Origin of the sequence: Streptomyces sp. NBC_00414 (assembly GCF_036038375.1) — a bacterium.
In the GTDB taxonomy this organism is placed as follows: domain Bacteria; phylum Actinomycetota; class Actinomycetes; order Streptomycetales; family Streptomycetaceae; genus Streptomyces.
On the sequence record NZ_CP107935.1, the window covers coordinates 9,676,520 to 9,700,507 of the forward strand.

The following is a 23,988-nucleotide window of genomic DNA, read 5'->3' on the forward strand; positions in this document are numbered from 1 at the left end:
CCCGCATGGGCGTTCTTGATCACTTTGAACGATTCAAATCACGTGTCCGATCGCATCGATTCACGGAGCAGCCGCGGCAGGCGCGTCGGGCCTCGGCCGCGCAATTCCCGCCTCCCTTGCGTGATCAACTCTGCCCGAAAAGCCCATTGATGGGGAACTGTCCTGACAACTGCCCTCCGTGTGCGAACTCTTGACGCGTGTGGTGTGCACACTTACCGTCTCCCGCGGACGACGTAAAACGATTCAAGTTTTCGAAGCGCACCACTCTCGCTTTCCATCTGCTGTGTGCCTGCTTTCTGTCTGTTCTCTGCCCGGAAGGAGCACGGCGTCTTGCCCGCACCGCACGACATGCCACGCCCGTCCCGCCGCCAGATCCTGGCCGCCGCGTCCGCGACGGCAGCCGCCGTCGTCCCGCTCGCCCCGCAAGGAGCCGCGGCGGCGACGCCCGGACGGCAGGAGCCCGCCGCCGGGGCGGCCGGACCACGTTCGGCGCTCACCGCCTTCGCGCCGGCCGACGTCCGGCTGCTGGAGAGCCCCTTCCTCGCCAACATGCGCCGCACCTGCGCGTATCTGCTCTTCGTCGACGCCGACAGGCTGCTGCACACCTTCCGGCTGAACGTGGGACTGCCCTCCGCCGCCGAACCCTGCGGCGGCTGGGAGGCGCCGGGCGTCCAGCTGCGCGGCCACACCACCGGACATCTGCTCAGCGCTCTGGCCCAGGCGTACGCCAACACCGGCGACGGCGCCTTCGCGGCCAAGGCCCGTTCCCTCGTGTCCGCACTGGCCGAGTGCCAGCGGGCCGCCCCGGCGGCCGGCTACCACGCGGGATATCTGTCCGCGTTCCCCGAGTCCGTCTTCGACCAGTTGGAGGCGGGCGGCAAGCCATGGGCCCCGTACTACACCCTGCACAAGATCATGGCGGGGCTGCTCGACCAGTACGAACTGGGCGGTGACAAGCAGGCGTTGGCCGTGCTGCTGGACATGGCGGCCTGGGTGGACGCCCGTACCGCCCCGCTCTCCGCCGAGCGGATGCAGACGCTGCTGAAGGTGGAGTTCGGCGGCATGAACGACGTACTGGCCCGCCTCCACCTGGTGACGGGGGACGCGGCGCATCTGCGGACCGCCCGGCGCTTCGACCACGAGGAGCTGTACGCCCCGCTGGCCGCCGGCCGGGACGAACTCGCGGGCCGCCACGCGAACACCGAGATCGCCAAGGTGGTGGGCGCGGTGCCGAGTTACGAGGCCACGGGGGAGCAGCGCTACCTCGCCGTCGCCGACCACTTCTGGACCACGGTCGTACGGGACCACTCGTACGCCATCGGCGGCAACTCCAACCAGGAGCTGTTCGGCCCGCCGGGCGAGATCGTCAGCCGCCTGTCCGAGGTGACCTGCGAGAACTGCAACAGCTACAACATGCTCAAGCTCGGCCGGCACCTCTTCCTGCACCTCCCCTCCCGCGCCGCGTACATGGACCACTACGAGTGGACGCTCTACAACCAGATGCTCGGGGAACAGGATCCCGACTCCGAGCACGGTTTCGTCACGTACTACACCGGACTGTGGGCGGGTTCGGAGCGGCAGCCCAAGGGTGGCCTCGGTTCGGCGCCCGGCAGTTACAGCGGGGACTACGACAACTTCTCCTGCGACCACGGCTCCGGTCTGGAGACGCACACCAAGTTCGCGGACAGCATCTACTTCCGCACCAGAGACACCCAGGGCACCCGAGGCGACCACAGCACGCGCGGCCCTTCGCTGTACGTCAACCTGTTCATCCCCTCCGAACTGCACTGGCGTGAGGTCGGTGTGACGATCCGTCAGGACACGGCCTACCCCACGACGGACCGCACCCGCCTCACCGTCACCGGGGGAGGCGCACGGTTCACGCTGAGACTGCGCGTCCCCGCATGGGTGGCGGACACCGGCGGCTCGGCCCGTCTCAAGGTCAACGGCCGGCCCCTCCCGATCCGGCCGGAGCCGGGTACGTACGCGGCCGTGGAGCGGCACTGGCGTTCCGGGGACACCGTGGAACTCGTACTGCCCCGCCGGCCCGTCTGGCAGGCCGCCCCCGACAACCCGCAGGTGAAGTCGCTGTCGTACGGGCCCCTGGTGCTCGCGGGGGAGTACGGCGGCACCGCGCTCGCCACCCTCCCGGCGATCCGGCCGGAGACCCTGCGGCCGGTGTCGGACAGCGGTACGGCGTTCACCGCTGTCGCCGACGACCGTCACGTCTCACTGCGCCCGTTCCACGAGGTGCACCACCAGCACTACAACGTCTACTGGGCCGTACCACCGCCTCCCGCACGCGAACGGGACATCGCCCGCTACCCCTTCGACGAGGGCGACGGCACCTCGGCGGCCGACCGCACCCGCACCTTCGCCGACGCGGCCCTCGCGGGAGGCGCCGCCTGGGCGGAAGCCGACGGTGTGCGGGCCGTGGCCCTGAACGGGCAGGGCGCCCACATCGCGCTGCCCGCCGGGCTGCCGAGCGGACTCGACGAACTGACCGTCAGCGTCCGGGTCCGGGTGGACACCCTGGCCGCGTCCGCCCGCGTCTTCGACCTCGGGTACCACAAGGACACGTACCTGTTCCTGGCGGCGACCACCGGAGCCCGGCGCGCCCGGGCCGCCCTGAAGATCGCCGGCATGGAGTCCGAGGACGTCATCGACGCCACCGGCCCGCTCCCCGTCGGCCGGTGGGTCCACGTCGCCCTCACCCTCGGCGGCGGCACCGGTGTCCTCTACCTCGACGGTGTCGAGGCCGGCCGCAACGACGCCATGGTGGCGAGTCCGCTGCTGCTCGGCGCGAGCACCCGCAACTACCTGGGCCGCTCGCAGAACACCACCCACCCCTACCTCCAGGGCGCGGTGCGTGACTTCCGGCTGCACAACAAGGCCCTGAGCGCGGCCGGGGCGGCGCGCCTGGCGGCCGACTGACCCATCGCTTCCGGTGCTCCGCCGAGCACCGGCTTCCCACCGAGTCACCGAGACCCTCTGTAGTACGAGCCCTGGTACCAGCCGCAGTACGAGTCCTTCCGCACACCGTTCCGTCCGGCGGGCACCCCGGTGCCCGCCGTTCACGCAGGAGTTCAACCATGTCTCACGACGACCTGTCCAGACGCCGCTTCGTGGCCGCGGCCGGTGCCGCCGGTACCGTGCTCGCGGCCGGCCTGTCCGCACCCGCCCATGCCGCGGGAGAGGCGGCCACGAGCGCGAGCGGGGCGGCCACGGGCGCCGAACACTCCTTCTCCGCACGGCACTTCACCGACCCCCGAAGAGACAGCAGGCCGACTGTCTACTGGTACTGGAACGGCCCCGTCACCCCCGAACTCGTGGACCGGCAGATGGCCGACCTGCGGGACAAGGGCATGTACGAGGTGGTGCTCTTCCCCTTCGACAACGCCGAGATGCAGCCGGTGTTCTTCACCGAAGAATGGTTCGACATCGTCGGACACGTGCTGCGCACCGCGGAACGCACCGGCATGCGCGTATGGCTGTTCAACGACGACCACTTCCCCAGCGGCCGGGCGGGGGAGTACATCGTCAAGGGTGGCACGGTCGGCTCCCGCACCTACGAGCCGCGTCCCGACCTGCGACTGAAGGCGTTGTGGCGTTCGACCACCGTCGTGACGGGCCCGGCCACCGTCGACCTGCGCCGCAGCAGCGGGGTGGGCGTGGAAGCGGGACACCTGGTCGCCGACGCGGCCGTGCTCGACGGCGCCGCCGTGCTCCGAGGCGGCGACAACTGGACGGACTACACCGTCACCGGCAGCGCCAAGGCCGAACACACCGCGGCCGGCCTCGTCGTCCGGGCCGCCGCCGACGGACTCGACGGGTACGCCGTCACCTTCGACCAGACCGGAGTCGTCACCGTCCTGCGCCTCAAGCGCGGAGCGGACCCGGTCGAACTGCTGCGCAGCACCCGCACCGACGGCTTCAACAAGACCAAATTCCACACGGTGGCCGTCACCGTCCGAGCGGCCACGCTGTCCGTCACCCTCGACGGCAAGGACAAGGGCACTGTCACCGACGACAGGTACGCGGCCGGTGGGGCGGGCGTACGGGCCGTGGCCGACCAGCGCTCCCTGTGGGACAGCCTCACGGTCACGGGGGCCGACGGCACCGCCCTCCACGCCACGACCTTCGACGACCCGGCCGCCGCGGGGGATTTCCCCGAGCGCGCCCGCCTCGGCGCCGACGCGACGGCCGTCGCCGCCGCGGCCCGACCGGTGGGCAGCACCGACGCCGCGGACGTCGTCGACATCACCGCGCGGCTGAGCGGCGCGCACACCTGGCAGGTCCCGGCGGGCCGCTGGCAGCTCGACCTGTTCGGTGGTTCCCCGCTCGTCGACGACAGCCAGGGCTACAGCCGCAGCTACGTCGACCTGCTCGACGACGAGCCCGTGGAACTGTTCCTCGACATCGTCCCGGGCGAGTACCACCGCCGCTTCCGCCGCTACTTCGGCACGGTGATACCCGGCTTCTGGGACGACGAGCCGTTCTTCGCGTCGGCGGAGGCCCACTTCAAGCGCCTGCCCTGGTCGCCCACCCTCGACAAGGCGCTGCGCGCGGTGGACGTCGAGCCGGGCGTCGCCTACGCCGCCGCCTTCGACGACCTGGGCCGCGACGGCCGGATCGCCCGAGGCCGCTACTGGCAGGCCGTGTCCAACCGCTTCGCCCGCTACTTCCAGAAGCAGGCCCGCTGGTACGAGCAGCGCGATGTCGCCCTCATCACCAACCCGCTCTACGACGAGACGTCCCTGGCCAAGCGCATCCCCTCCACCGGCGACCTGCACAAGGTCAACCAGTGGGCGCACGTGCCCGGTGGCGACATCATCACCGCCGAGTACGTGGCCGGTGAGCCCACCATGATTCCCCGTAACCCCGTGTCCGTCGCGCATCAGATGGGCCGGGAGCGGGCCCTGTTGGAGATGTTCGGCAACATGGGCTGGCAGGTCACGCCCGGGTTCGTGCACACGACCGTCGGCGCGCAGGCCGCCCGGGGCGTCAACCTGACCGTCCTGCACGCGCTGTGGACCGACGAGGTCCGCGTCTACTTCCCGCCGCCGTTCGGGCCGCGCGCCCCCTGGTGGTGGGCGATGCGGCCGCTCGCGGAGTGGATCGGCCGCGTGATGGAGGCCGGGCGCGGTACCTCCGGCGCCCGTACCGCCGTACTGCAGCCGCAGCGCGCCGCCGAGCAGTGGACCGGCACCGACCGGCAGGGAGAGGTCGACGGCGCGCTCGCCGACGCCGCCTACGCGCTGGAGCGTGCCCAGGTCGACTTCGACCTCGTCCACGAGGGCGCCCTCAGCGGTGACCCCGATCTGCTGAGCCACGCGAAGGTCCGCGGTGGCCGGCTGGCCGTGGGCGAGGCCCGCTACGACCTGGTGGTGGTGCCCGTGACGCCCACCCTGGACGTGGCCTCCGTGCGCGCCCTCGCGGAGTTCGCACGCGCCGGCGGCACCGTCGTGGCCCTCGGCACCCTCGCCGCCGAGGAGGCGGACCACAAGGACCGCTCCCTCGCCCGGGCGCTGACGGACCTGTTCGGCGAGCGGGTCCCCGGCCGCCGTCCGGTCGGCCGCGGACAAGCCGTGCGCGTCGCCGACCCGACCGGCCTGCGCGACGCCGCCCATGAGGCCGGGGTGGCCGCGGCCGTGCTGGAGACACCCCAGGACGCGGTACGCGTCATACGGGTCCACCGCGGCGGGGACACCGCCTTCATCGTCAACAACGAGGGCGGCGACGACGTCGAGACGTCCATGACCCTCCCGGCCACCGGCGTCCCCGAGCTCTGGGACCCGGCGACGGGCGGCACCGGCACCGCCCCCGTGCACCGGAGCGGCAGGAACGGCGTCCAACTGCCCCTGATCCTGGAGCCGTACCAGACCCGGATCTTCGTCGTACGCCATGACCGGGAGGCCGTCCCGCATCTGACGGCCTCGCCGCTGCCCGTCCTCACGGTCGAGCGGCACGGCAAGGCTGCCCTGCGCGCGACGGTGGAGGCCTCTGCCCCCGGCAGCCACCGGTTCACCGGCACGGACGGCACCCGCACGTACCGCGGCACGGTCCGTGTCGACGACCCGCTCGAACCGGTCACCGTGGACGGCGACTGGAACCTCACCCTGGAACGCGACGGCTCCACCCCGGTCACCGGACCCCTCGGCAGCTGGGTCACACATGACCGCCTCTTCTCCGGCAGCGGCACCTACACCAGGGACCTCGACGTCGAACGGGCCCTCCTCGACGGGCGCCGCGTCCTGCTCGACCTCGGAGACGTCCGTGACGTGGCGGCCGTCACCGTCAACGGCACCGAACTCCCGCCGCTGCTGTGGGCGCCCTGGGTCGTCGACATCACCCGGCTGGTCAGGGCCGGGCGCAACTCCCTCGCCGTGCGCGTCGCCAACACGCTCTCCAACGAGCGGAACAAGCCGCTGCCGTCCGGCCTGCTCGGACCGGTGACTCTGCGATTCCGACGTCACCTCACCGTCGACCTCACCCGCGACTGACCACCCCGACATCGCCTCCCCGCACGCCGTCCCCACCCCGCACGCCTTTGTCGCCCCGCACGCACTTCATGGAGCCCTCATGCTCAGACCCCGCCCGCGACCGCGTTCCCGCAGCAGGCACCGGCGGCCCGTGTCCGTACTCCTCGCCGGGCTGACCGCGTTCACGACCGTGCTGGCCGGCGCCGTCACCGCCGACGCCACCACCGCTACCGCCACCATCACCCCGGACCGGCTGCGCACCCAGCACCTGAGCCAGGTCCTGGGCATCGACGACACCACCCCCGACCTCAGCTGGGCGACCGAAGCCCGTGCCACGAACACCCGCCAGGCCGCCTACCGCGTCCAGGCGGCCAGTTCCCCGGAGCTGCTGCGCCGCGGCCGGCCCGACCTGTGGGACTCGGGCAAGGTCCGCTCGACGGTGCCCGAGACCACGTACGCGGGCAGGAAGCTCGGCTCCCGCGACCGTGTGTACTGGCGGGTCATGCTCTGGTCGTCGCACGGACCGCGCGACTCGGGCTGGAGCGACACCGCCGTCTTCGAGACCGGCCTGACCCGGCAGTCCGACTGGAACGCGGACTGGATCACCCACCCGGACTGGCGGCTGAGCGGGCGCACCGTCGAACCCGTCGTCGTCAAGGTCCCCCGCACCACGGCCCGTTACGTCCGGCTGGACGTCACCAAGCTGGGACTGCCCCTGGAAGAGGCCTTCCCCGACCGCACATGGCGCGTCCAGCTCGGCGAGATCGACCTGCGTGACTCCGCCACCTCCACCACCGGCCTCGCCCGCGGCGCCGCGGTGACGGCCTCGGAGACCAACACCCTGCGCAAGACCTGGGAACCGGCCCTCGCCGTCGACGGCCTGCCCAACAGCGCTCTGCAGACCGCCGCCGGATACGCGAGCGCCGCCCACACCGGCGCCGACGTGTCCGGCACACCCGTGGTCCTCACCCTCGACCTCAAGTCGGCGAAGACCTTCGACGAGGTGGCGCTGTACCCGCGCGCCGACGTCCTCACCGCGGACGGCCGCGTCCCCGACTTCCCCGTGGACTACGCCCTTTCGAGTGCCGACAGCGCCACCGGCCCGTACACCGCACTCGCCGACGTGGACGGACAGAAGACCCCCGAGCCCTACCTTCCTGCCGGACTGCCCCTGCTCACCGACGACTTCAGGCTTCCCGCCCGCGTGCGCAGCGCCCGCCTCTACATCGGCGGACTCGGCATCTACGACGCCACCGTCAACGGCGAACCGGTCGGTGACGCCGTCCTGGAACCCGCCAACACCGACTACGCGGAACGCGTCCAGTACGCCACCTACGACGTCACCGACCGGCTGAGGACCGGCGCCAACACCATCGGTGTCGCCCTCGGCAACGGCATGTCCAACGTCGTCAGCACCGCCGACCGCTACCGCAAGCTGTACGGCAACCTGAGTGACCCCAAGCTGATCGCCCGCCTTGAGGTGACCCTGGCCGACGGCAGCGTCCGTACCGTCACCAGCGGCGACGACTGGCGCACCACCCTCGGACCCACCACCTCCTCCAACTGGTACGGCGGCGAGGACTACGACGCCCGCCGCGAGATCGCCCACTGGGACGAGCCGAACGGCGACCGGCGAGGGTGGGACAGGGCCGTCGCGGTGGCCGGTCCCGGCACCGCGGCGAACCCGGCCGAACTCAGCGCCCGCGAGACCGAGCCCATCAGGGTCGTCGAGACCCTCAAGGGCAAGGAGGTCGCAGGCGCGGAGCACAGCCGGGTCTTCGACCTGGGCCGCAACATCGCCGGCTGGCCGGAGATCACCGTCAGCGCGCCCGCCGGAACGGCCGTCCGTGTCTACCCTGCCGAATCCCTCAAGGACGGCCACGCCTTCCAGTCCATCAGCAACGTGGGCGGACCCCTCTGGGACAGCTACACCACCCGAGGTACCCGCACCGAGACCTGGCACCCGAGCTTCAGCTACCACGGCTTCCGCTACCTGGAACTCAGAGGCGTACCCGAGGGCGCGACCGTCACCGTACGCGGCAAGGTACTGCGCACCGACAACACCTCGGCCGGTGACTTCAGCAGCTCCGACCCGCTCGTCAACGACGTCCACTCGCTGATCCGCCGGGCCGTCGAGGGCAACATGATGAGCGTCCTCACCGACTGCCCCAGCCGGGAGAAGCTGGGCTGGCTGGAGCAGAACCAGCTGGTGTTCCCGGCGCTCGCGGGCAACTACGACATGCGCTCCTACCTGCGCAAGATCGTCCGTGACATGGCCGACGCGCAGACCACGGACGGGCTGATCCCCAGCACCGTGCCCGAGTACACGAGCCTGCCCGGCGCCTACCGCAACGACTCCAACTGGGGCGGCGCCTTCGTCCTCGTACCGTGGCAGCTCTACACGACCTACGGGGACCGGGACACGATGGCCACGTACTACCCGCGTATGCGGCAGTACGCCGACTTCCTGGAGACGCAGGTGTCCGGGGGGATCCTCGACTACGGGCTCGGCGACTGGTTCACCCCGGACCGCACCTTCCCGCGGGCGGTCGCCGGAACCTACGGCTACTGGCGCGTGCTCGACGCCCTGAGCGGGACCGCTGCCGTCCTCGGCGACCAGGACGCGGCCGACACGTACCGGGCGAAGGCCGACGCCAGTGCCGCGGCCCTGGCCGCGAAGTACTACGACTCCGCGACCGGCACCTTCGGCGGCGGAGGCCAGGGCGCCGAAGCCCTCGCCCTCGACATGGGCGCGTACCCGGAGGGGGAGAAGGACCGGCTGCTCGGCCACTTCACCGGCGCCGTCGAGAGCGCCGGATTCCACCTGACCCTCGGCGAGATCTCCCTGCCCGCCGCCTTCCGCGTCCTGTCCACCAACGGCCGCGACGACATCGTCCACGAGATCGCCACGCAGACGACCAGCCCCAGCTACGGCTACCAGGTGCTCGCGGGCAACACCACGCTCGGCGAGTCCTGGGACGGCGGACCCGGCCAGTCGCAGAACCACTTCATGCTCGGCGCCATCGACTCCTGGTTCACCAGCAGGGTGGCGGGCATCGGACAGACCTCCGACTCGATCGGCTACTCCGAACTGCTCATCGACCCCGCCGTCGAGGGCGACATGACCTCCGCGTCAGGCTCCTACCGCTCCCCGTACGGAGTCGCCCGCACCGAGTGGAAGCGGGACGGCGGGCGGTTCCGTCTCACCGTGGACGTACCGGCGGGCAGCACGGCCGAGGTGCACGTCCCGCTGCTCGGCTCCGGCGCAAAGGCCCAGGCACCCGCCGGGGCACGACAGGTGCGTACGGGCGAGGACGAGACGGTGTACGAGGTCGGGTCGGGCAGGTGGAACTTCCGCTCGGCGGCTTCGTAACCGGGGCACTGCCCGGAGGCACGCCGGGACACTGCCCGGAGAGACGACGACGAACGCGCGCCCCGGTAACCGACCGGGGCGCGCGTTCTCGGTGCTCGGACTCGGGCTGCCGCCGGGGTCAGGCCGCGGGCGCCGGGTACGTCGGGTACTCGACCCCCGTCACATGCTGGACGACCCGGACGACCTGGCAGGAGTAGCCGAACTCGTTGTCGTACCAGAGGTAGAGGATCGCGTTGTCACCGTCGACCTTGGTGGCGCCGGCGTCGACGATCGAGGCGTGGCGTGAGCCCATGAAGTCGCTGGAGACCGCGTCGGGGGCGGTGGTGAAGTCGATCTGCCGCTTCAGCGGCGAGGTCAGCGACACGTTCCGCAGGTAGTCGAGGACTTCCTGCCGGGTGGTCTCACGGCCGAGCCGCAGGCTGAGGATCGCGATCGAGACGTCCGGCACCGGGACGCGGATCGAGCTGCCCGTGATCGGCGCGTCGAGATCGGGCAGCGCCTTGGCCACGGCGGAGGCCGCACCCGTCTCGGTGATCACCATGTTCAGCGGCGCCGAACGGCCACGACGGTCGGCCTTGTGGTAGTTGTCCAGCAGGTTCTGGTCGTTGGTGAACGAGTGGACGGTCTCCACATGGCCGCGCAGGACGCCGTACTCGTCGGCCATCGCCTTCAGCGGCGGGACGATCGCGTTCGTGGTGCAGGACGCGCAGGACAGGATCCGCTCGTCCGGCTTGATCGTGTCGTGGTTGACGCCGTGCACGATGTTGGGCACGTCGCCCTTGCCCGGAGCGGTCAGCACGACCTTGTCGATACCGGGGCGCAGGTGCTGCGACAGGCCCTCACGGTCACGCCACTTGCCGGTGTTGTCGATGAGGACGGCGTCCTTGATGCCGTACGCCGTGTACTCGACCTCCGACGGGTCGTTCGCGTAGATCACCTTGATCGCGTTGCCGTTGGCGAAGATCGTGCTGGTCGCCTCGTCGACGGTGATCGTGCCCTGGAACTGGCCGTGGATGGAGTCGCGGCGCAGCAGCGAGGCGCGCTTGACGATGTCCTGGTCACCGCCCCGGCGCACGACGACGGCTCGCAGACGCAGACCGTTCCCCGAACCGGCCTTCTCGATGAGGAGCCGGGCGACCAGGCGGCCGATGCGGCCGAAGCCGTACAGGACGACGTCGCGTCCCTCGCGGCTCTCGATCTTGTCGGCGCCCGTGGCACCGGCGACGGCCTCGGCGGTGAAGGCCTCCACCGTGAGGCCGCGGTCGTCGCTCCGGTGCGTGGCGGCGAGCATCCCGATGTCGATCTGGGAGGGGCCGAGGTCGAGCGTGGTCAGTGCCCGCAGGTAGGGCAGGGTCTCGGTGACCGAGAGTTCCACTCCGGCGATCTGCCGGGCGAACCGGTGGGTCTTGAGGATGCTGACCACCGACTTGTTCACCAAGGAGCGGCTGTGCAGCAGGACGGTGACGTCCCGCTCACGGTGTAGCTTCCCGATGATCGGGATCATCGACTCCGCGATCTCCTCGCGGTTCTTCCAGTTGGTGAACGAGTCGTCATTGACAGTCACAGGTTTATCTTTCGAGCTAGGCGGTGCTCAGATGATAAACCGTCGATCATCTTGCCTCGCACGGGGCCCGCCCGCATGCCCGTGCGGGAGCCGTACGACTGTGGCCCGCCGGGGAGGGCGGGCCACAGGTACCGCGGATACCGCGGGTACTGCTCAATCACTCAGCCGACTGTCACCGCAGCTGTCACGGGAAGCTGGTGATCTTCGAGGGGATGGTGTCCGAGCCCGAGGTCGGCGCGCCCGTGTCGTTGACGACGTGGGCGTACTGTCCCTTCCCTCCCAGTGAGATGACCTGGATGCTGTGCAGCTTGATCCCCGACTTGACCGGCACCTGGAACCCGTGGTGCTGGACGATCGTCGAGTCCGACGTGAAGTTGCAGTAACTGCCCAGGCCCCACGCCTCATGGGTGTTGACGCTGTCGGCCACCTTGTAGGCGGCGTACCCGACGATGCCGTCATGGGTGATGGCGGCGGAGTTCGGCACGTCGTAGGCCTTCTCGTTCTGGAAGAAGATCGTCCGGCCGCGTTCGCCGCTCCAGACCACGTCGTACTTGTTGAAGTGTTCGACGAACAGTCCCGTCGCGAGGACGTCGTCGCCGTTGACCTCAAGCCCGTAGTCGGCGCGGTTGGTCTCCCAACCGACACCTTCACCGTGGTCGGCTCGCCAGATCCACGTGTGGTCGATGATGGCGTCGTCGCTGTTGACGACCATGGAGTGGGTGGCCAGGCCGGGTCCGGCGCCGCCGATACGGACGAACACGTCCTGCACGGTGGTCGGGTTGGCGGCGTGGTCGGCCGAGGAGCCGGGCGCGCCGACCTGGAGCAGGGTGTCGGACTTGGCGGCACCGGCGTCGATGAGGAAGCCCGCCAGCCTGACCCCGTCGACGTCGGCGACGTGCATCGCGTCCACGCCGTTGTCGGGGATGATCGTGGCCAGGCCGAGCCCGAGGACCACGGTGTTGGCCCGGTTCACGTTGATCGTCCGGTCGAGGTGGTAGACGCCGGGCGTGAACAGGAGGTTGAGGCCCTGCGCCAGCGCCGCGTTGATGGTCGCCGCGGTCGCACCGGGCTTCACCACGTAGAACTGGCTGAGCGGGAGCGAGGAGCCGCCCGCGTTCGCCGGCCAGGACACGCCCCGGGCGTTCGTCCGCTTGCCGGGCACGAACACCTTGTAGTCGTTGCCGTCCAGGTACAGGAACGGCTTCTCGCGCGAGACCGGCGTGGTGTCCAGCGTCGTGTACGGGCCGGTGTCGAAGTTCGTCGCCGGGGCGCCCTGCACACCGGAGAACGTCATGTTCCACACACCGTTGGTCCAGCCGCCCACCGAGCTCTCGCGGGTGTACCACTGCTGCTGCGAGTACGGGCCGACCGTGCCGTCGATCTTCGAGTCCGCGATGTAGCCGCCGGAGGCCCAGCCGTAGCCCGCCGGTGCGAGGTTGAGACCGCCCTCGACATGGATACGGCGGAACGGCGCGGCCTGCGCGACCGCCCAGCGGTTGGTGCCGTTGACCGGCCTGATCGACAGGTTCTCCGCCGAACGCCAGAAGTTCTGGGTGGCGTTGCCGTTGAACCAGCCCGCGTCCACGGTGATGTCACCGTTGATCTTCACGTCGTCCGGGTTGAGTCCGAGCCCGGAGATCGAGGTGTAGAAGCCCAGTTGCGCGTTGATTCCGTTGTACGTGCCCGGCTTCATCAGGAACTGGTAGCGGCCCGAGCCGAACTGGTTGGACTCCTGCTGCGTGAAGACCTGGTCGAACTTGGCCTGCAGATTGGGGGTGTTCGGGTCCACGACGATGACGTTGGGACCGAGGTCGCCGCCGCCCTCGACGGGCGGGGTGCTGCCGCCGGTGCCGGTGTGCACCGCGACCTCCCACAGTGAGTACCCGTAACCGGTGCCGCGGGCCGTCCCGTTGATCCGCACGTAGCGGCCCGAGCCGCTGACGTCGTAGGAGGCGGTGCCGCCGGTGCCGTTGGTGACGGACTTCAGGGTCGTCCAGTCCTGGCCGTCGGCCGAGGCCTGGATGGTGAAGTCCTTGCCGTAGGCGGCCTCCCAGTTGAGGTCGACCTTGCAGATGTCCTGCTGCGAGCCGAGGTCCACCCGCACCCACTGGGGGTCGGACGCCTGGCTGGACCAGCGGGTGCCGGTGTCTCCGTCGAAGGCGGACGCGGCGGGCGTGCCCGCGTTCTCCGTGGAGGACGCGGTGGCGGGCTTGCCCTTGGCGGCGTTGGCGGTCGCGCAGTCACCGGCCGGGGGGTTGCCGGTGCCGGAGGTGCCGAAGACCTGGAACTCCCAGAGGGAGTAGCCGTATTCGGTGGCGCGGGAGACGCCCTGCATACGGACGTAGCGGCCCTGGCCGGAGACGTCGAGCGTGTCGGTCCCGCCGTCGCCGCCGGTGACGGACTTGATGTCGCTCCAGGAACTGCCGTTGTCGGAGACCTGGATCTTGTAGTCCTTGCCGTAGGCCGCCTCCCAGTTGAGGACGACCTTGCTGAGGGTGGCCGACGTCCCGAGGTCGACCTGGAGCCACTGGGCGTCGGTCCGGGCCGACGACCACCGGGTCCCGTTGTCGCCGTCGACCGCGCCGGCGGCGGGGGTCCCGGCGTTCTCGTCGGAGGAGGAAGTGGCGGTCCTGCCTTGGGAGAGCGGCGCTTCGGCCGCGGCGGCCGGTGTCTGCGCGGGGATGGTCACGAGTGCGGCTGCTGTGGCGAGGGCGATCCCGAGGGATCTGAGTCTTGTGCGTTGACGTCTCATACGTTGACTCCGTGCGGGTGTGGAGGACGAGGAGCGGCCGGGAAGAACTGGGTACCGGAAGTCGATACCGTTGCGGTGACGCTTAGTTCAGGTGTTGATTTAAGTAATGAATCAACTACTCGGCAACCCGTCGGACAACACTTCTTCACGGCGCGACGGAACGATTCCGCGATTCGCCGCGATTTTGTGAACGGGAGCGGTCCCGGGAGCGGGGGCGGTCTCGGAGGCGGGAGCACTTCCGGGAGCAGGGGCGGTCTCGGAAGCTGGGGCTTCCGGAAGCGGGGGCGGTGCCGGGAACGGGACCGGCCGCCGATGTGAGGTCGGCGGCCGGTCCCGAGGTGTGGGCGATGCCTGGACTCGGGGGGTGGGAGCGGGCGGTGTGCGAGCGGGTGGTGGGAGCGGCGGTCAGGCGGACGGGTCCGCGAAGTAGTGACCCTTGTCGAGGTCGTCGAGGAGCCCCGGCCGGGTCGGCTGCCACCCCAGCAGTTCGCGGGTCCAGGTGCTGGAGGCGGGGCTGTCGGTGCCGAGGAAGCCGCCCAGCCAGGCGAAGTGGCCGGCCGCGTCGTCGGGGGAGATCGAGACGACGGGCAGGTCGAGATGGCGCCCGATCACCTCGGCGACGGCACGGATCGGCACGCCCTCGTCCGCGATCGCGTGCAGGGTGGAGCCGGCCGGAGCGCTCTCCAGGGCCAGGCGGAACAGGTGCGCGGCGTCGGACCGGTGCACGGCGGGCCAGCGGTTGGCGCCGTCGCCGATGTAGGCGGAGACGCCCTTCTCGCGGGCGATGGCGACCATGGTGGCGAGGAAACCGTGATCCCCGTCGCCGTGCACGGTCGGAGGAAGCCGGACGACGGACGAGCGGACCCCGCGCTCCGCGAGGGCGGCCGTGGCGTGCGCGTTGGCCAGCCGCTTGGCCGGACCGGGGGCCCAGTGGGGGCTGGGTGGCGAGGACGGCTGGGCGTCCTGCTCGGTGCCGACCTCTCCGGGCTTCAGCCCGAGGGCCCCGGAGGCGATGAGGAACGGCCGGTCGGAGCCGGCGAGCGCCTCGCCGAACGTGTCGATGGCGCGCCGGTCCGCGTCGGCCGCGCTCTCGAAGCCGCCGCTGAAGGCGATGTCGTGCTTGAAGGCGAGGTGGATCACGCCGTCGGACTCGGCGGCCGCGCCGCGCAGGATGTCGAGATCGTCGATCGTGCCGAGGCGCACCTCGGCGCCCGCCTCGGTGAGGGCGGCGGCCGAGGCGTCGGAACGGGCGAGCCCGACGACCTGGTGGCCGGCGCCGATGAGCTCCGGAACGACGGCTGAACCGATCCAGCCGGACGCTCCGGTGACGAACACACGCATGAGGAGAACCTCCGGGTAGGCCGACCGGCCCCGCCCCGGGCTGCCGGGGAACGGCAGCATGAACGCGGACCAGTCGATGACAGTGACTGACATCAACCGTAACAGGCGATGTCAGTCACTGTCATCGCGTAGGATCGGGGCATGGGTCGATGGGAGCCGAACTCGCGCGGACGGCTTGAGCAGGCAGCGCTGGATCTCTACAGCGAGCACGGGTTCGAGCAGACGACGGCCGCGCAGATCGCCAAACGCGCCGGGCTCACCGAGCGGACGTTCTTCCGGCACTACGCCGACAAGCGCGAGGTGCTGTTCGGGGGTGCGCACCAGTTGGAGGAGGCCTTCGTGGAAACCCTCGCGGCCACCCCCGAAACGGCCGCGCCGATCGACGCGATGGCCTCGACGCTGGAGACCGTCGCCGCCTTCTTCCTGGAGCGCCACGAGTTCGCCCGGCAGCGTGCGGCCGTCATCTCGGCGAATGCGGAGCTGCGTGAGCGCGAGCTGATCAAGCTGGCGTCGCTGTCCGCGGCGCTCGCGGCCACCTTCCGGCAGCGCGGAGTCAAGGACCCGGCCGCGAGCCTGACCGCGGAGGCGGGCATGGCGGTCTTCAAGATCGGCTTCGAGCGCTGGGTCGGCGAGAACGGGGAGCGCACCCTGGCGGAGTTCCTGCGGGAGTCACTCGACGAGCTGAAGGGGGTGGCGGCGGGGGAGTGACGGGGCGGGCGGGCCGCTGTCGTGGCGGCCGTGCGAGCTCGGCCGGGTTGGACCCTTCCCGGAGTTCCGCAGCTCGTCGGACTCCTGCGCCGCACTCTCTGTGCCCGGTTGCGCATCGGTCACGGCTGCGACGCCGACAGCGAACGGTCATTCGCACGTGCAGGCGAGTGTCGAGAAGCAGAACTACTTGGATCATCCGGCCTGTACTTTGACGCTTGCCGCGCGATCATGCGCGTCGCATCTCATCGTTCTATGCGCAAGGAGCCCCATGTCTTACAAGCTGTTCACCGCAGCCGTACACGTCACGGCCGCCGCCTACGTGGTGCCGGTGGTCCTCCGCTGGATGTGGTGATCCCACCGCAGGTCGCCGGCAGCTGTGCGCGAGGCTGACCGGCGCCGACAAGGTGGCAGGGCCGGCTCCTGGGTGGGGGCTCAGGAGCCGGTCGATCTGTGGCTCGTCAGGGACCGGAGCAGTTTCGCGGCCTCCGCTTCCGCGCCCAGGTCGCGGTAGAGGGCGACAGCTTGTTCGCCGTACTCGACGGCCCGCTCGGTGGGGCGACGGGCCAGGGACGCGATCCGCGCGAGTCCCGCGAGCGCGTGGGCGGAACCCATGGGGAACTTGATGCGTTCGGCCACCTCAAGGGCCTGTTCGTAGCCCTTGGACGCGGTGTCGAGCCGGCCCGACTCCCGCTGGACGTCGGCCGCGGCGATCAGCGCCCGCAACCTCTCGTACGGATTGTCGATTCGAGTGGCCACCTGCTCCGCCATGGTGAGATGCAGCAGCGCTTCGCCCCGACGTCCTGACCGGGCGTAAGCCGTCCCCATGCTGATCAGCACGTCGGCCTCGCCCAGGGAGTCGCCACTCCCTCTGTGCGCGGCGAGTGCTCGCTTGAAACAGGTCAGCGCCTGATCGGTCTCTCCGAGAGCCTGGTGCACCCCGCCGAGATTGGTGTCGAGAATCGCCAGATCGACCCGCCCGCCGTGCTCTCGCATGAGGCCCAATGACTTCTCGTAGCAGCCACGGGCGTCGACGTAACGGCCTTGGAGGAAGTGCAACTCGCCGCGATTGTTCAGAGCCTGTGCCAGCCCGTACGGATCAGGCAATTTCTCATAGATCGACTCCATCAGCTGCACTTTGCGGAGAGCCTTGTCGTACCGCCCCGCGTAGGACAGGGCCGCTCCCTGGACATTGAGGCACTCGGCCTCGCCGGAGCGGTCGCCCACCTCGCGATACAGCTTCAGAGCCCGTTCCAGGACGCGCAGCGAGGTGTCGCCGTGGCCCGCCGCGAGATGGGCACGGCCTGCCTGGAACAGGGCGTCGGCACAGCCGTGGGTGTCGAGCCGGTCCTCGTGGATCGACAGGGCTTCGGTCGCGCATCGCAGGGCCTGACCATGGTTTCGCTGCGCCAGCAGGTCCGCGTGGTCGGTGAGGGTGCGGGCAAGCGCGGAACGATCGCCGGACGAGCGCAGGACCGGTACGCCCGCCTCGAAGAGCTCGGCCTCGATGTCCCACGCGCCCCACAGCTTGAGGGATCTGGCCAGGACGTGCGGGAACAGTGCCGCGTACTCCGGATGCCCGGCGGCGGCAGTGCGTGCGACCGCCACGAGGTTGGCGCGCTCGACGGTCAGCCATACCGAGGCCGCGTCCGCGTCCACGAACTTCGTGGCGTGCAGCGCCCGGGCCTCCGAGGAGAGAGGCAGGTCCAGCACACGGCGATGAGGGTGGGAGAGCCGGTCGGCCCGGTACGCGGTGGTGAGGTAGTGGGCGATGAGACGGCCGACCGAGGCATGCCGGACCGCTTCCGAGTCGGTGCGGAGACAGACCTCCAGGGCGTAGGACCGGGTGAGATCGTGCAGCCGGTAGCGTCCACGGACCGGCTCCTCCAGGAGACTGGAGTCGATCAGTTCCTCGATGCACCGCTCCAGCAGTTCGTGGTCCCGCCCCGGACCCGGTCCGACCAGTGCGGCGGCGGCTTGGAGAGTGATGTCGGAGCCGGGGTGCAGGGCGAGCAGACGGAACAACTCGCTCGCGGCGGTGCTGAGTTCTGTGTACGAGCACTGAAACACCGCGCCGATCACGGTGTCGAACTCCTGGAGCGGGCTGGTCGCCTGCGACAGCCGGTCGAGGAGATGCTGCAGGTCCCAGGAGTCCCGGTGGCGGAAACGGCTCGCCAGGACCTGGACGGCCAGGGGATGGCACGCGGACGCGTCCACGATCCGCTCCAGGCACTCCGGTTCGCCGGACACCCTCGATGCGCCGACGATCCGGGTGAAGAGAGCCGCAGCCTCTTCCCGGGACAAGGTGTCCACGAACAGATGGGCGGCGCCGTCCAGTCCGGCCAGCCGGCTCCGAGTGGTCACGAGGACACGGCAGGTGGGGGAGCCGGGCAGCAGAGGGCCGGCCTGAGAGGCGTGTTTGACGTTGTCCAGGACCACGAGCGCCCGACGCCCGGCGGTCCACTCGCGCCACCTGGTCGCCCGCTCGTCCAGCAGGGCGGGCAGCTCACCGGGCCAGCCGGTGGCGTGCAGCAGATTGGCCAGGGCGTCCGCCGGATCGAGCGGCTGCTGTCCACCGTAGCCCCGCATGTCCACGTAGAACTGGGCGTCCGGATAGGCCGTGGCCAACTCGTGAGCGGCATGTACCGCCAGAGTCGTCTTCCCGATACCGGGCATTCCGTGGATCACGGTTACCGGCAGAGCGGTGGTCGTGGCTTGCCCGGCCTTGGAGTCGGTGAGCAGGATGCGCAGTTCACCAGCTCGCCCGGTGAAATCCGGGATGTCGCGCGGTAGGCAGTTGCGGGGTTCCGGACGCGGGCCCGGATCAGGGGGCCCTGTCACCGTCTGCAGGAGGCCGTGGTCCTGTTCGAGCATGCGCAGATGAAGCTGCCGCAGTTCAGCGGACGGTTCGATGCCCTGGCTCTCCTGTAATCGCGCCCGTGTGTTCCGGTAGACGGCCAGCGCTTCGTCGTGACGTCCGGAGCGGTACAGGGCCAGCATCAGAGAACTGATCACCTGTTGGGCGAAAGGGCTCTGGGAGGCGAGTTCCCGCAGTTCGCCCACGAGGTCCGCATGACGGCCCAACTCCAGCTCCAGACCGATCCGTTCCTCCCGGACCCGGCGGTGGTCCTCGACGAGCCGGGCACGTGCCGACTGCGCCCAGGAACTGCCGTTGAACTCGGTCAGGGGTTCACTCCGCCACAGTGCTTCGGCGGTACGCAACAGCCCTATGGCCAGGGGTCGTTCACCGCGCGCTGCCGCGGCCAGTGCGTCCGAGCGCAGTCGTCGGAAGCGCAGCAGGTCGATGTCCTCCGGATCGGCACGCAACTGGTACAGCCGCAGAGAAGGCCGATCCACTCCCACCCTGTCGTCGCCGACCGCCCTGCGCAGCCGTCCCCGTAGCCGCGAGATGTAACTCTGCAAGGTGTCCACAGCTGTCGGGGGCAGTTCGCCGTCCCAGACCCGGTTCATCAGCGTGTCCGCCGATACCGGTTCACCCCGGGAATGGATCAGTACGGCCAGCACGCGGCGTTCCATCAGCGTCCCGAGTTCGTGCTGCCGCTCGTCGTGCCAGAGTTCAAGAGGTCCCAGAGCAAGAAGTTCCACCATGTCCCCCCGACGGGTGCTCTTCTTCCCACGGCCTTCAATGTCCGCACATCTGTGTGAGCCGTACCACTGTTCTACGGCTCTTCCGTGGAGTCAGGGGTGGAGACACAGGCGCACCGAAGCGTGACAGGCGCACAGGCATGGGCGCGATCACCGTGCCACAGGAGTGCAGGATTCCTGCAAGCCGACCGTCCAGCCCTGCGGGCATCCCTCTGCCATCGGCCGCGAAATGCCGCGGCCGCGAAGGCGATGATGGAAGAACCGGGGGATTTCAACGATGAGTTTGACAGTGCCGGAGCCGTATGGGCGGCATGTGCCGGTGCGTCTGGATGTAGAGCGCTGGGCCACCCGTCTGACCCGCAGAAGGGTTCTGGTCGTGGTGCACACAGTGATAGCGGGTCAGCGACTGCTCGACGCGATACGCCTGCTGGAGGGCGAGATCAGGGTGCAGACCTGCTTCACCCAGGCACCCGACGTGTTCAGCAACGGGGTCAGCGAGTTTCTCGAACGACTGGGCGGTCTGGTACTGCCCTGGAGTCAGGCGGTACAGACGAGCTTCGACCTCGCTCTGGCCGCCAGCCACGGCAGCCTGCACGAACTGCAGGCACCCGTCGTCGTCCTGCCGCACGGGGCCGGACACAACAAGATCATCCCGGTCGGGCAGCGCGGCCGTCCGGTGACGCGCCGGGGTGCCTACGGCCTCAGCAGGCAGAGGCTGGTGCGGGACGGCACGGTGGTACCCGAGGCCATCGTTCTGGCCCACCATGAAGAGCTGACCAGGCTCGGCCGTGAATGCCCCGAGGCGGTGTCGGTGGCGGAAGTGGTGGGCGACCCGTGTTTCGACCGTATCGCCGCGAGCCTCGCCTCGCGCGCGTTGTACCGGGAGGCACTCGGGGTCGGTGTGCGGCAGCAGCTCGTTCTCGTCTGCTCCACCTGGGGGCCCGACTCCCTTCTCGGACAGGGGTGGGACACACTGGAACGACTGGTCACCGAACTGCCCGGAGACGAGTACCGGATCGCCTCACTCGTCCATCCCCATGTCTGGAACGCGCACGGCGACTGGCAGGTCCGAACATGGCTCGCGGCGCTGGTTCGCTCGGGTCTGATCCTGGTCAGCCCGCACGAGGACTGGGCCGGAACGGTCGTCGCCGCCGACCACATAGTGGGTGATCACGGCTCGGTGACGCTCTATGGTGCGATGACCGGAGCGTCGGTGCTGATGGCGGGCCGCCCCGACGCACCTGTGGATCCGGGCTCGCCGATGGCCGAGCTGATGTCCTTCGCCCCGCGGTTGCACGAAGACCGTCCGGTGCGTCCACAACTGAAGCGGGGTTCTGCCTTCCGCGGCGCGCGTCGGTACGAGCAGGTCGCGGCCCGGATCACTTCGGAACCCGGCCGGTTCGCGCGCAGGATGCGTGCGCTGCTCTACCGCAAGCTCCACCTGCGCGCACCGGCGGCCAGGCCCACCACGGAAGCGGCGCGCCTCCCGCTGCCGGTGCGTTACGACGGACCCGGCAGCGTGGTGCCGCGGTGATTCTCCTCGCTGTGGTGTCCCGGACAGCGGTGTCCACGGCTGCGGGCGACGGCCCGGCGGTCAGGGTCCGGACCGTGCTGCTCGACGTTGCCTCCGGGGCTCTGTACGCGGACGAGCACTTCAGGGTCCGGGCTTGCGCACAGAACCCGCTGTCGGCGTTCGGTGACGTGCTGGTCGAGCCCGGCAAGGGAGCGTGGCAGGCCGACAGGCTGGCCGCATCGTGTCCAGGGGCCCTGGTCGTGGCGGTGCATCACGGCCCGCGCTGCTGGATACGGTCGGGCCCAAGTGGCAGGGTGCTCGAGGTCGAAGTCGGCGGACCGGGACAGCCGGAGGGGTTCTGGGAAACCGTTGCCTCGCTGGCTCATTCCTGTCTGGTGGCCGGGCTGCCTGCCTCAGCTCTCGGTTCCGCGGCGGTCTGCGTCCTGGGCACTCACGCCTCGTCGGGACCGTCGTGCTCCAACCGCCGGAGCCGGTGCCGGGCCGCTTCGGCGTCATCCGACCGCGACCGGCCCACGGACGAATAGAGGTCGAGCGCCTCCCGGTAGTGGTTCCGGGCCAGGCGTGTCCGCCCGCGCCGTTCGCAGACCTCGGCCAGGCTGCCGACGGCGCGGGCCACCTCGTAGTTCGCCGTCATGCCACGCAGCGTCGCCAGTGCCGACGACAGTAGTTCCTCCGCCAGGTCGAGTTGGCCCAGAACGAGATGCGCACGGCCCAGGAGGGTGGTCGCACGCGCGGCGTTGTAGGAGTCGCCCGCATCCCGAAGCGTGGCGTGAGCGACACCGGCATGGCTGACCACTTCCTCGGCCTGTCCGGTGGCGAGCGCGACATCGGCGAGGTTGAGCCTGGCCAGCCCTCCGGCCCGCTCGTCACCGTTCTTCGGCAGCTCCGTGGCGGCGCGCAGAAAATACGCCCCTGCCTCGTCCGGGCGCCCGAGTTGTCGGAGGGCGAGTCCGCGGTAGTTGAGCGTGCGGGCGTGACCGAGCCGGTCACCGTGCCCCAGGAACAGCTGTGCCGCCTGTTCGAACATGGCCAGGGCGCGGTCGGGGTCCCCGGCACCGAGTTCCCCGACACCGCCTGAGGTCAGCATCCGGCATTCGGCCGTCGTGTCCCCCAGGTTCCGCGCCGCCGCCAGCCCCTCCCTGTGTGCGGCGCACCAGTCTTCGTAGAACTTCCGCCGTAGGAAGAGCGGCCACAACGCGTCGGCCAGTTGCCAGCAGACGGCCGGGAATCCGGCGGTCCGGGCCTGACGGATCACGGCCATCAGATTGGGCAGCTCACGCTCCAACCAGTCCAGCGCGGTGTCGGTGCCGGTTCCCACATCGGCGATGACCACCGGTCCTGAGCCGTAGCCCCGGGCCATGGTCCGGTGCTGGGGATCGATGATCTCCTCAGCCCGCGTGGCGCTCGCAAGGTAGTGATCGGCGATGCGGCGCACGGCCTTGGCACGCTCCTGCAGTGATTCGTCCTCTCGCGCCTTCGCGGCGGCGTGCACGCGTACGAGATCGTGAAAGCGATGACGTCCTCCCGCGGTACTGACGAGCAGGCTCGCTTCGTGGAGCACGTCCAGCGCATGCTCCACATCTCGCTCCGTGGGGAGCAACGCCGAGGCCACCGAGGCATCGAACTCCCGGCCGGGATGCAGCCCCAGTAATCGGTAGAGACGGGCAACCGAGGGCGGCAGCGTCCGATACGACAGATCCAGCGCCGCTCGGACGCTGTGGTCGCCGTCTATGGCCAGTACCTCCAGTCGCTGATGTTCCGCAGTCAGTGAGCGGACCATGGTGCCGATACTCCGCTCGGGATGCGCCGCTAGTCGGGCACCCGCGACACGGACGGCCAGCGGAAGCCCTGCGCACAACTCGACCAAGGCGTGGGCGTCTTCGGGCTCCTCGGTCACCCGCCCGTCCGCGAGGGTGTCCGAGAGCAGTTCGACGGCCGAGTCGAGGGCGAGTGGTTCCAGGTGGACGGGATAACAGCCGTCGACGGTCAGTCCCGGCAGCCGCCTGCGGCTGGTCACCGCAGTGACGTTGCTGCCCCCGGGCAGCAACGGCCGGACCTGGGCCGCCGTCGCGGCGTCGTCGAGCAGCACCACCAGGCGACGGTCCGCGGTCAGTGACCGGTACAGCGCCGACCGTTCGGCAAGCGCCGTAGGGACGTCCTGCGCGGCAACGCCCAGGGCTCGTAGGAAACGCGCGAGTATCTCCGCCGGATGCTCAGGTCCGTCGGGCGACTGAGCGCCCAGGTCCGCGTGGAGTTGGCCGCCAGGAAACTGAGGGCGCAACGTATGCAGCCATCTCAGCGCGATCGTGGTCTTGCCGACTCCGCCCAGGCCGCTCACCGCGGCCAGTGCCGGCCGTTCGTCCCTTGCGGCGCGGGCGCGATGACGCTCCAACGCGGCCAGTTCGGAGGACCGGTCGATGACTCGTACGAGCGGGGGAAACTGCCAGGGCGTCTGACGGATGGAACTCGTCCGCGCACCTATGTGGATACCGCCGTGTACGGAGCCCGCCTGGACGACGGAACCGTACACGTCACCACGCAACTCGTTGTGGGACTCGTGCCCCTCTCTCGGCACTCGCGCCCTCCGCCCCATGTACGTAGGTACCCATGCCTCCGACGGATCCTTTCCGC

The 23,988-nt window shown here is 69.9% G+C and carries 10 protein-coding genes; 5 read left to right on the top strand and 5 right to left on the bottom strand.

Annotation, left to right across the window (positions count from 1 at the left end; translation table 11 throughout):
* The first annotated feature begins 330 nt into the window (after window positions 1–330).
* The 3 genes from OHS59_RS41490 to OHS59_RS41500 all read left to right on the top strand — a co-directional run bounded on the left by OHS59_RS41490 (window position 331) and on the right by OHS59_RS41500 (window position 9,855).
* Window positions 331–2,934, top strand: a complete 2,604-nt coding sequence (locus tag OHS59_RS41490) for a glycoside hydrolase family 127 protein (protein WP_328498491.1) — start codon at window positions 331–333, stop codon at window positions 2,932–2,934.
* Window positions 2,935–3,092: 158 nt separating this feature from the next.
* Window positions 3,093–6,503 (top strand): glycosylhydrolase-like jelly roll fold domain-containing protein, encoded by a 3,411-nt coding sequence (locus OHS59_RS41495; protein WP_328498492.1) that lies wholly within the window; start codon window positions 3,093–3,095, stop codon window positions 6,501–6,503.
* A gap of 79 nt (window positions 6,504–6,582) precedes the next feature.
* A complete protein-coding gene (locus OHS59_RS41500) occupies window positions 6,583–9,855 on the top strand; it encodes a family 78 glycoside hydrolase catalytic domain (RefSeq protein ID WP_328498493.1) in 3,273 nt (1,090 codons plus the stop codon).
* 118 nt (window positions 9,856–9,973) lie between these two features.
* Here the strand turns inward: OHS59_RS41500 and OHS59_RS41505 are convergent, their stop codons facing one another.
* The 3 genes from OHS59_RS41505 to OHS59_RS41515 all read right to left on the bottom strand — a co-directional run bounded on the left by OHS59_RS41505 (window position 9,974) and on the right by OHS59_RS41515 (window position 15,512).
* Entirely contained in the window at window positions 9,974–11,419 is a 1,446-nt protein-coding gene (locus tag OHS59_RS41505; RefSeq protein ID WP_328498494.1) for a glyceraldehyde-3-phosphate dehydrogenase, read from the bottom strand.
* A gap of 184 nt (window positions 11,420–11,603) precedes the next feature.
* Window positions 11,604–14,171: a discoidin domain-containing protein gene (locus tag OHS59_RS41510; protein ID WP_328498495.1), complete on the bottom strand. Its 2,568-nt coding sequence runs from the start codon at window positions 14,169–14,171 to the stop codon at window positions 11,604–11,606.
* Between the two features lie 405 nt (window positions 14,172–14,576).
* On the bottom strand, window positions 14,577–15,512 hold the full coding sequence (locus OHS59_RS41515) for an SDR family oxidoreductase (protein WP_328499563.1): 936 nt from the start codon (window positions 15,510–15,512) through the stop codon (window positions 14,577–14,579).
* Window positions 15,513–15,653: 141 nt separating this feature from the next.
* On the opposite strand from OHS59_RS41515, the gene OHS59_RS41520 reads away from it, so the two are divergent.
* Window positions 15,654–16,220, top strand: a complete 567-nt coding sequence (locus tag OHS59_RS41520) for a TetR/AcrR family transcriptional regulator (RefSeq protein ID WP_328498496.1) — start codon at window positions 15,654–15,656, stop codon at window positions 16,218–16,220.
* A gap of 432 nt (window positions 16,221–16,652) precedes the next feature.
* Here OHS59_RS41520 and OHS59_RS41525 read toward each other — a convergent pair whose 3' ends face one another.
* The gene (locus OHS59_RS41525) at window positions 16,653–19,826 is read right to left on the bottom strand and encodes an AfsR/SARP family transcriptional regulator (RefSeq protein WP_328498497.1); all 3,174 of its coding nucleotides are present in this window, start codon (window positions 19,824–19,826) and stop codon (window positions 16,653–16,655) included.
* 274 nt (window positions 19,827–20,100) lie between these two features.
* On the opposite strand from OHS59_RS41525, the gene OHS59_RS41530 reads away from it, so the two are divergent.
* Entirely contained in the window at window positions 20,101–21,357 is a 1,257-nt protein-coding gene (locus OHS59_RS41530; RefSeq protein ID WP_328498498.1) for a hypothetical protein, read from the top strand.
* A 430-nt stretch (window positions 21,358–21,787) separates the two neighbouring features.
* On the opposite strand, the gene OHS59_RS41535 is transcribed toward OHS59_RS41530, so the two are convergent.
* On the bottom strand, window positions 21,788–23,932 hold the full coding sequence (locus OHS59_RS41535) for an ATP-binding protein (protein ID WP_443061589.1): 2,145 nt from the start codon (window positions 23,930–23,932) through the stop codon (window positions 21,788–21,790).
* Window positions 23,933–23,988: the final 56 nt, after the last annotated feature.

What these genes read in the sequence shown, in the direction of transcription:
- OHS59_RS41495 (WP_328498492.1), top strand. Translation starts at nt 3,093, where the DNA reads ATGTCTCACGACGACCTGTCCAGACGCCGCTTCGTGGCCGCGGCCGGT.
- OHS59_RS41500 (WP_328498493.1), top strand. Translation starts at nt 6,583, where the DNA reads ATGCTCAGACCCCGCCCGCGACCGCGTTCCCGCAGCAGGCACCGGCGG.
- OHS59_RS41510 (WP_328498495.1), bottom strand. Translation starts at nt 14,171, where the DNA reads ATGAGACGTCAACGCACAAGACTCAGATCCCTCGGGATCGCCCTCGCC.
- OHS59_RS41515 (WP_328499563.1), bottom strand. Translation starts at nt 15,512, where the DNA reads ATGCGTGTGTTCGTCACCGGAGCGTCCGGCTGGATCGGTTCAGCCGTC.
- OHS59_RS41520 (WP_328498496.1), top strand. Translation starts at nt 15,654, where the DNA reads ATGGGTCGATGGGAGCCGAACTCGCGCGGACGGCTTGAGCAGGCAGCG.
- OHS59_RS41525 (WP_328498497.1), bottom strand. Translation starts at nt 19,826, where the DNA reads ATGGTGGAACTTCTTGCTCTGGGACCTCTTGAACTCTGGCACGACGAG.
- OHS59_RS41530 (WP_328498498.1), top strand. Translation starts at nt 20,101, where the DNA reads ATGAGTTTGACAGTGCCGGAGCCGTATGGGCGGCATGTGCCGGTGCGT.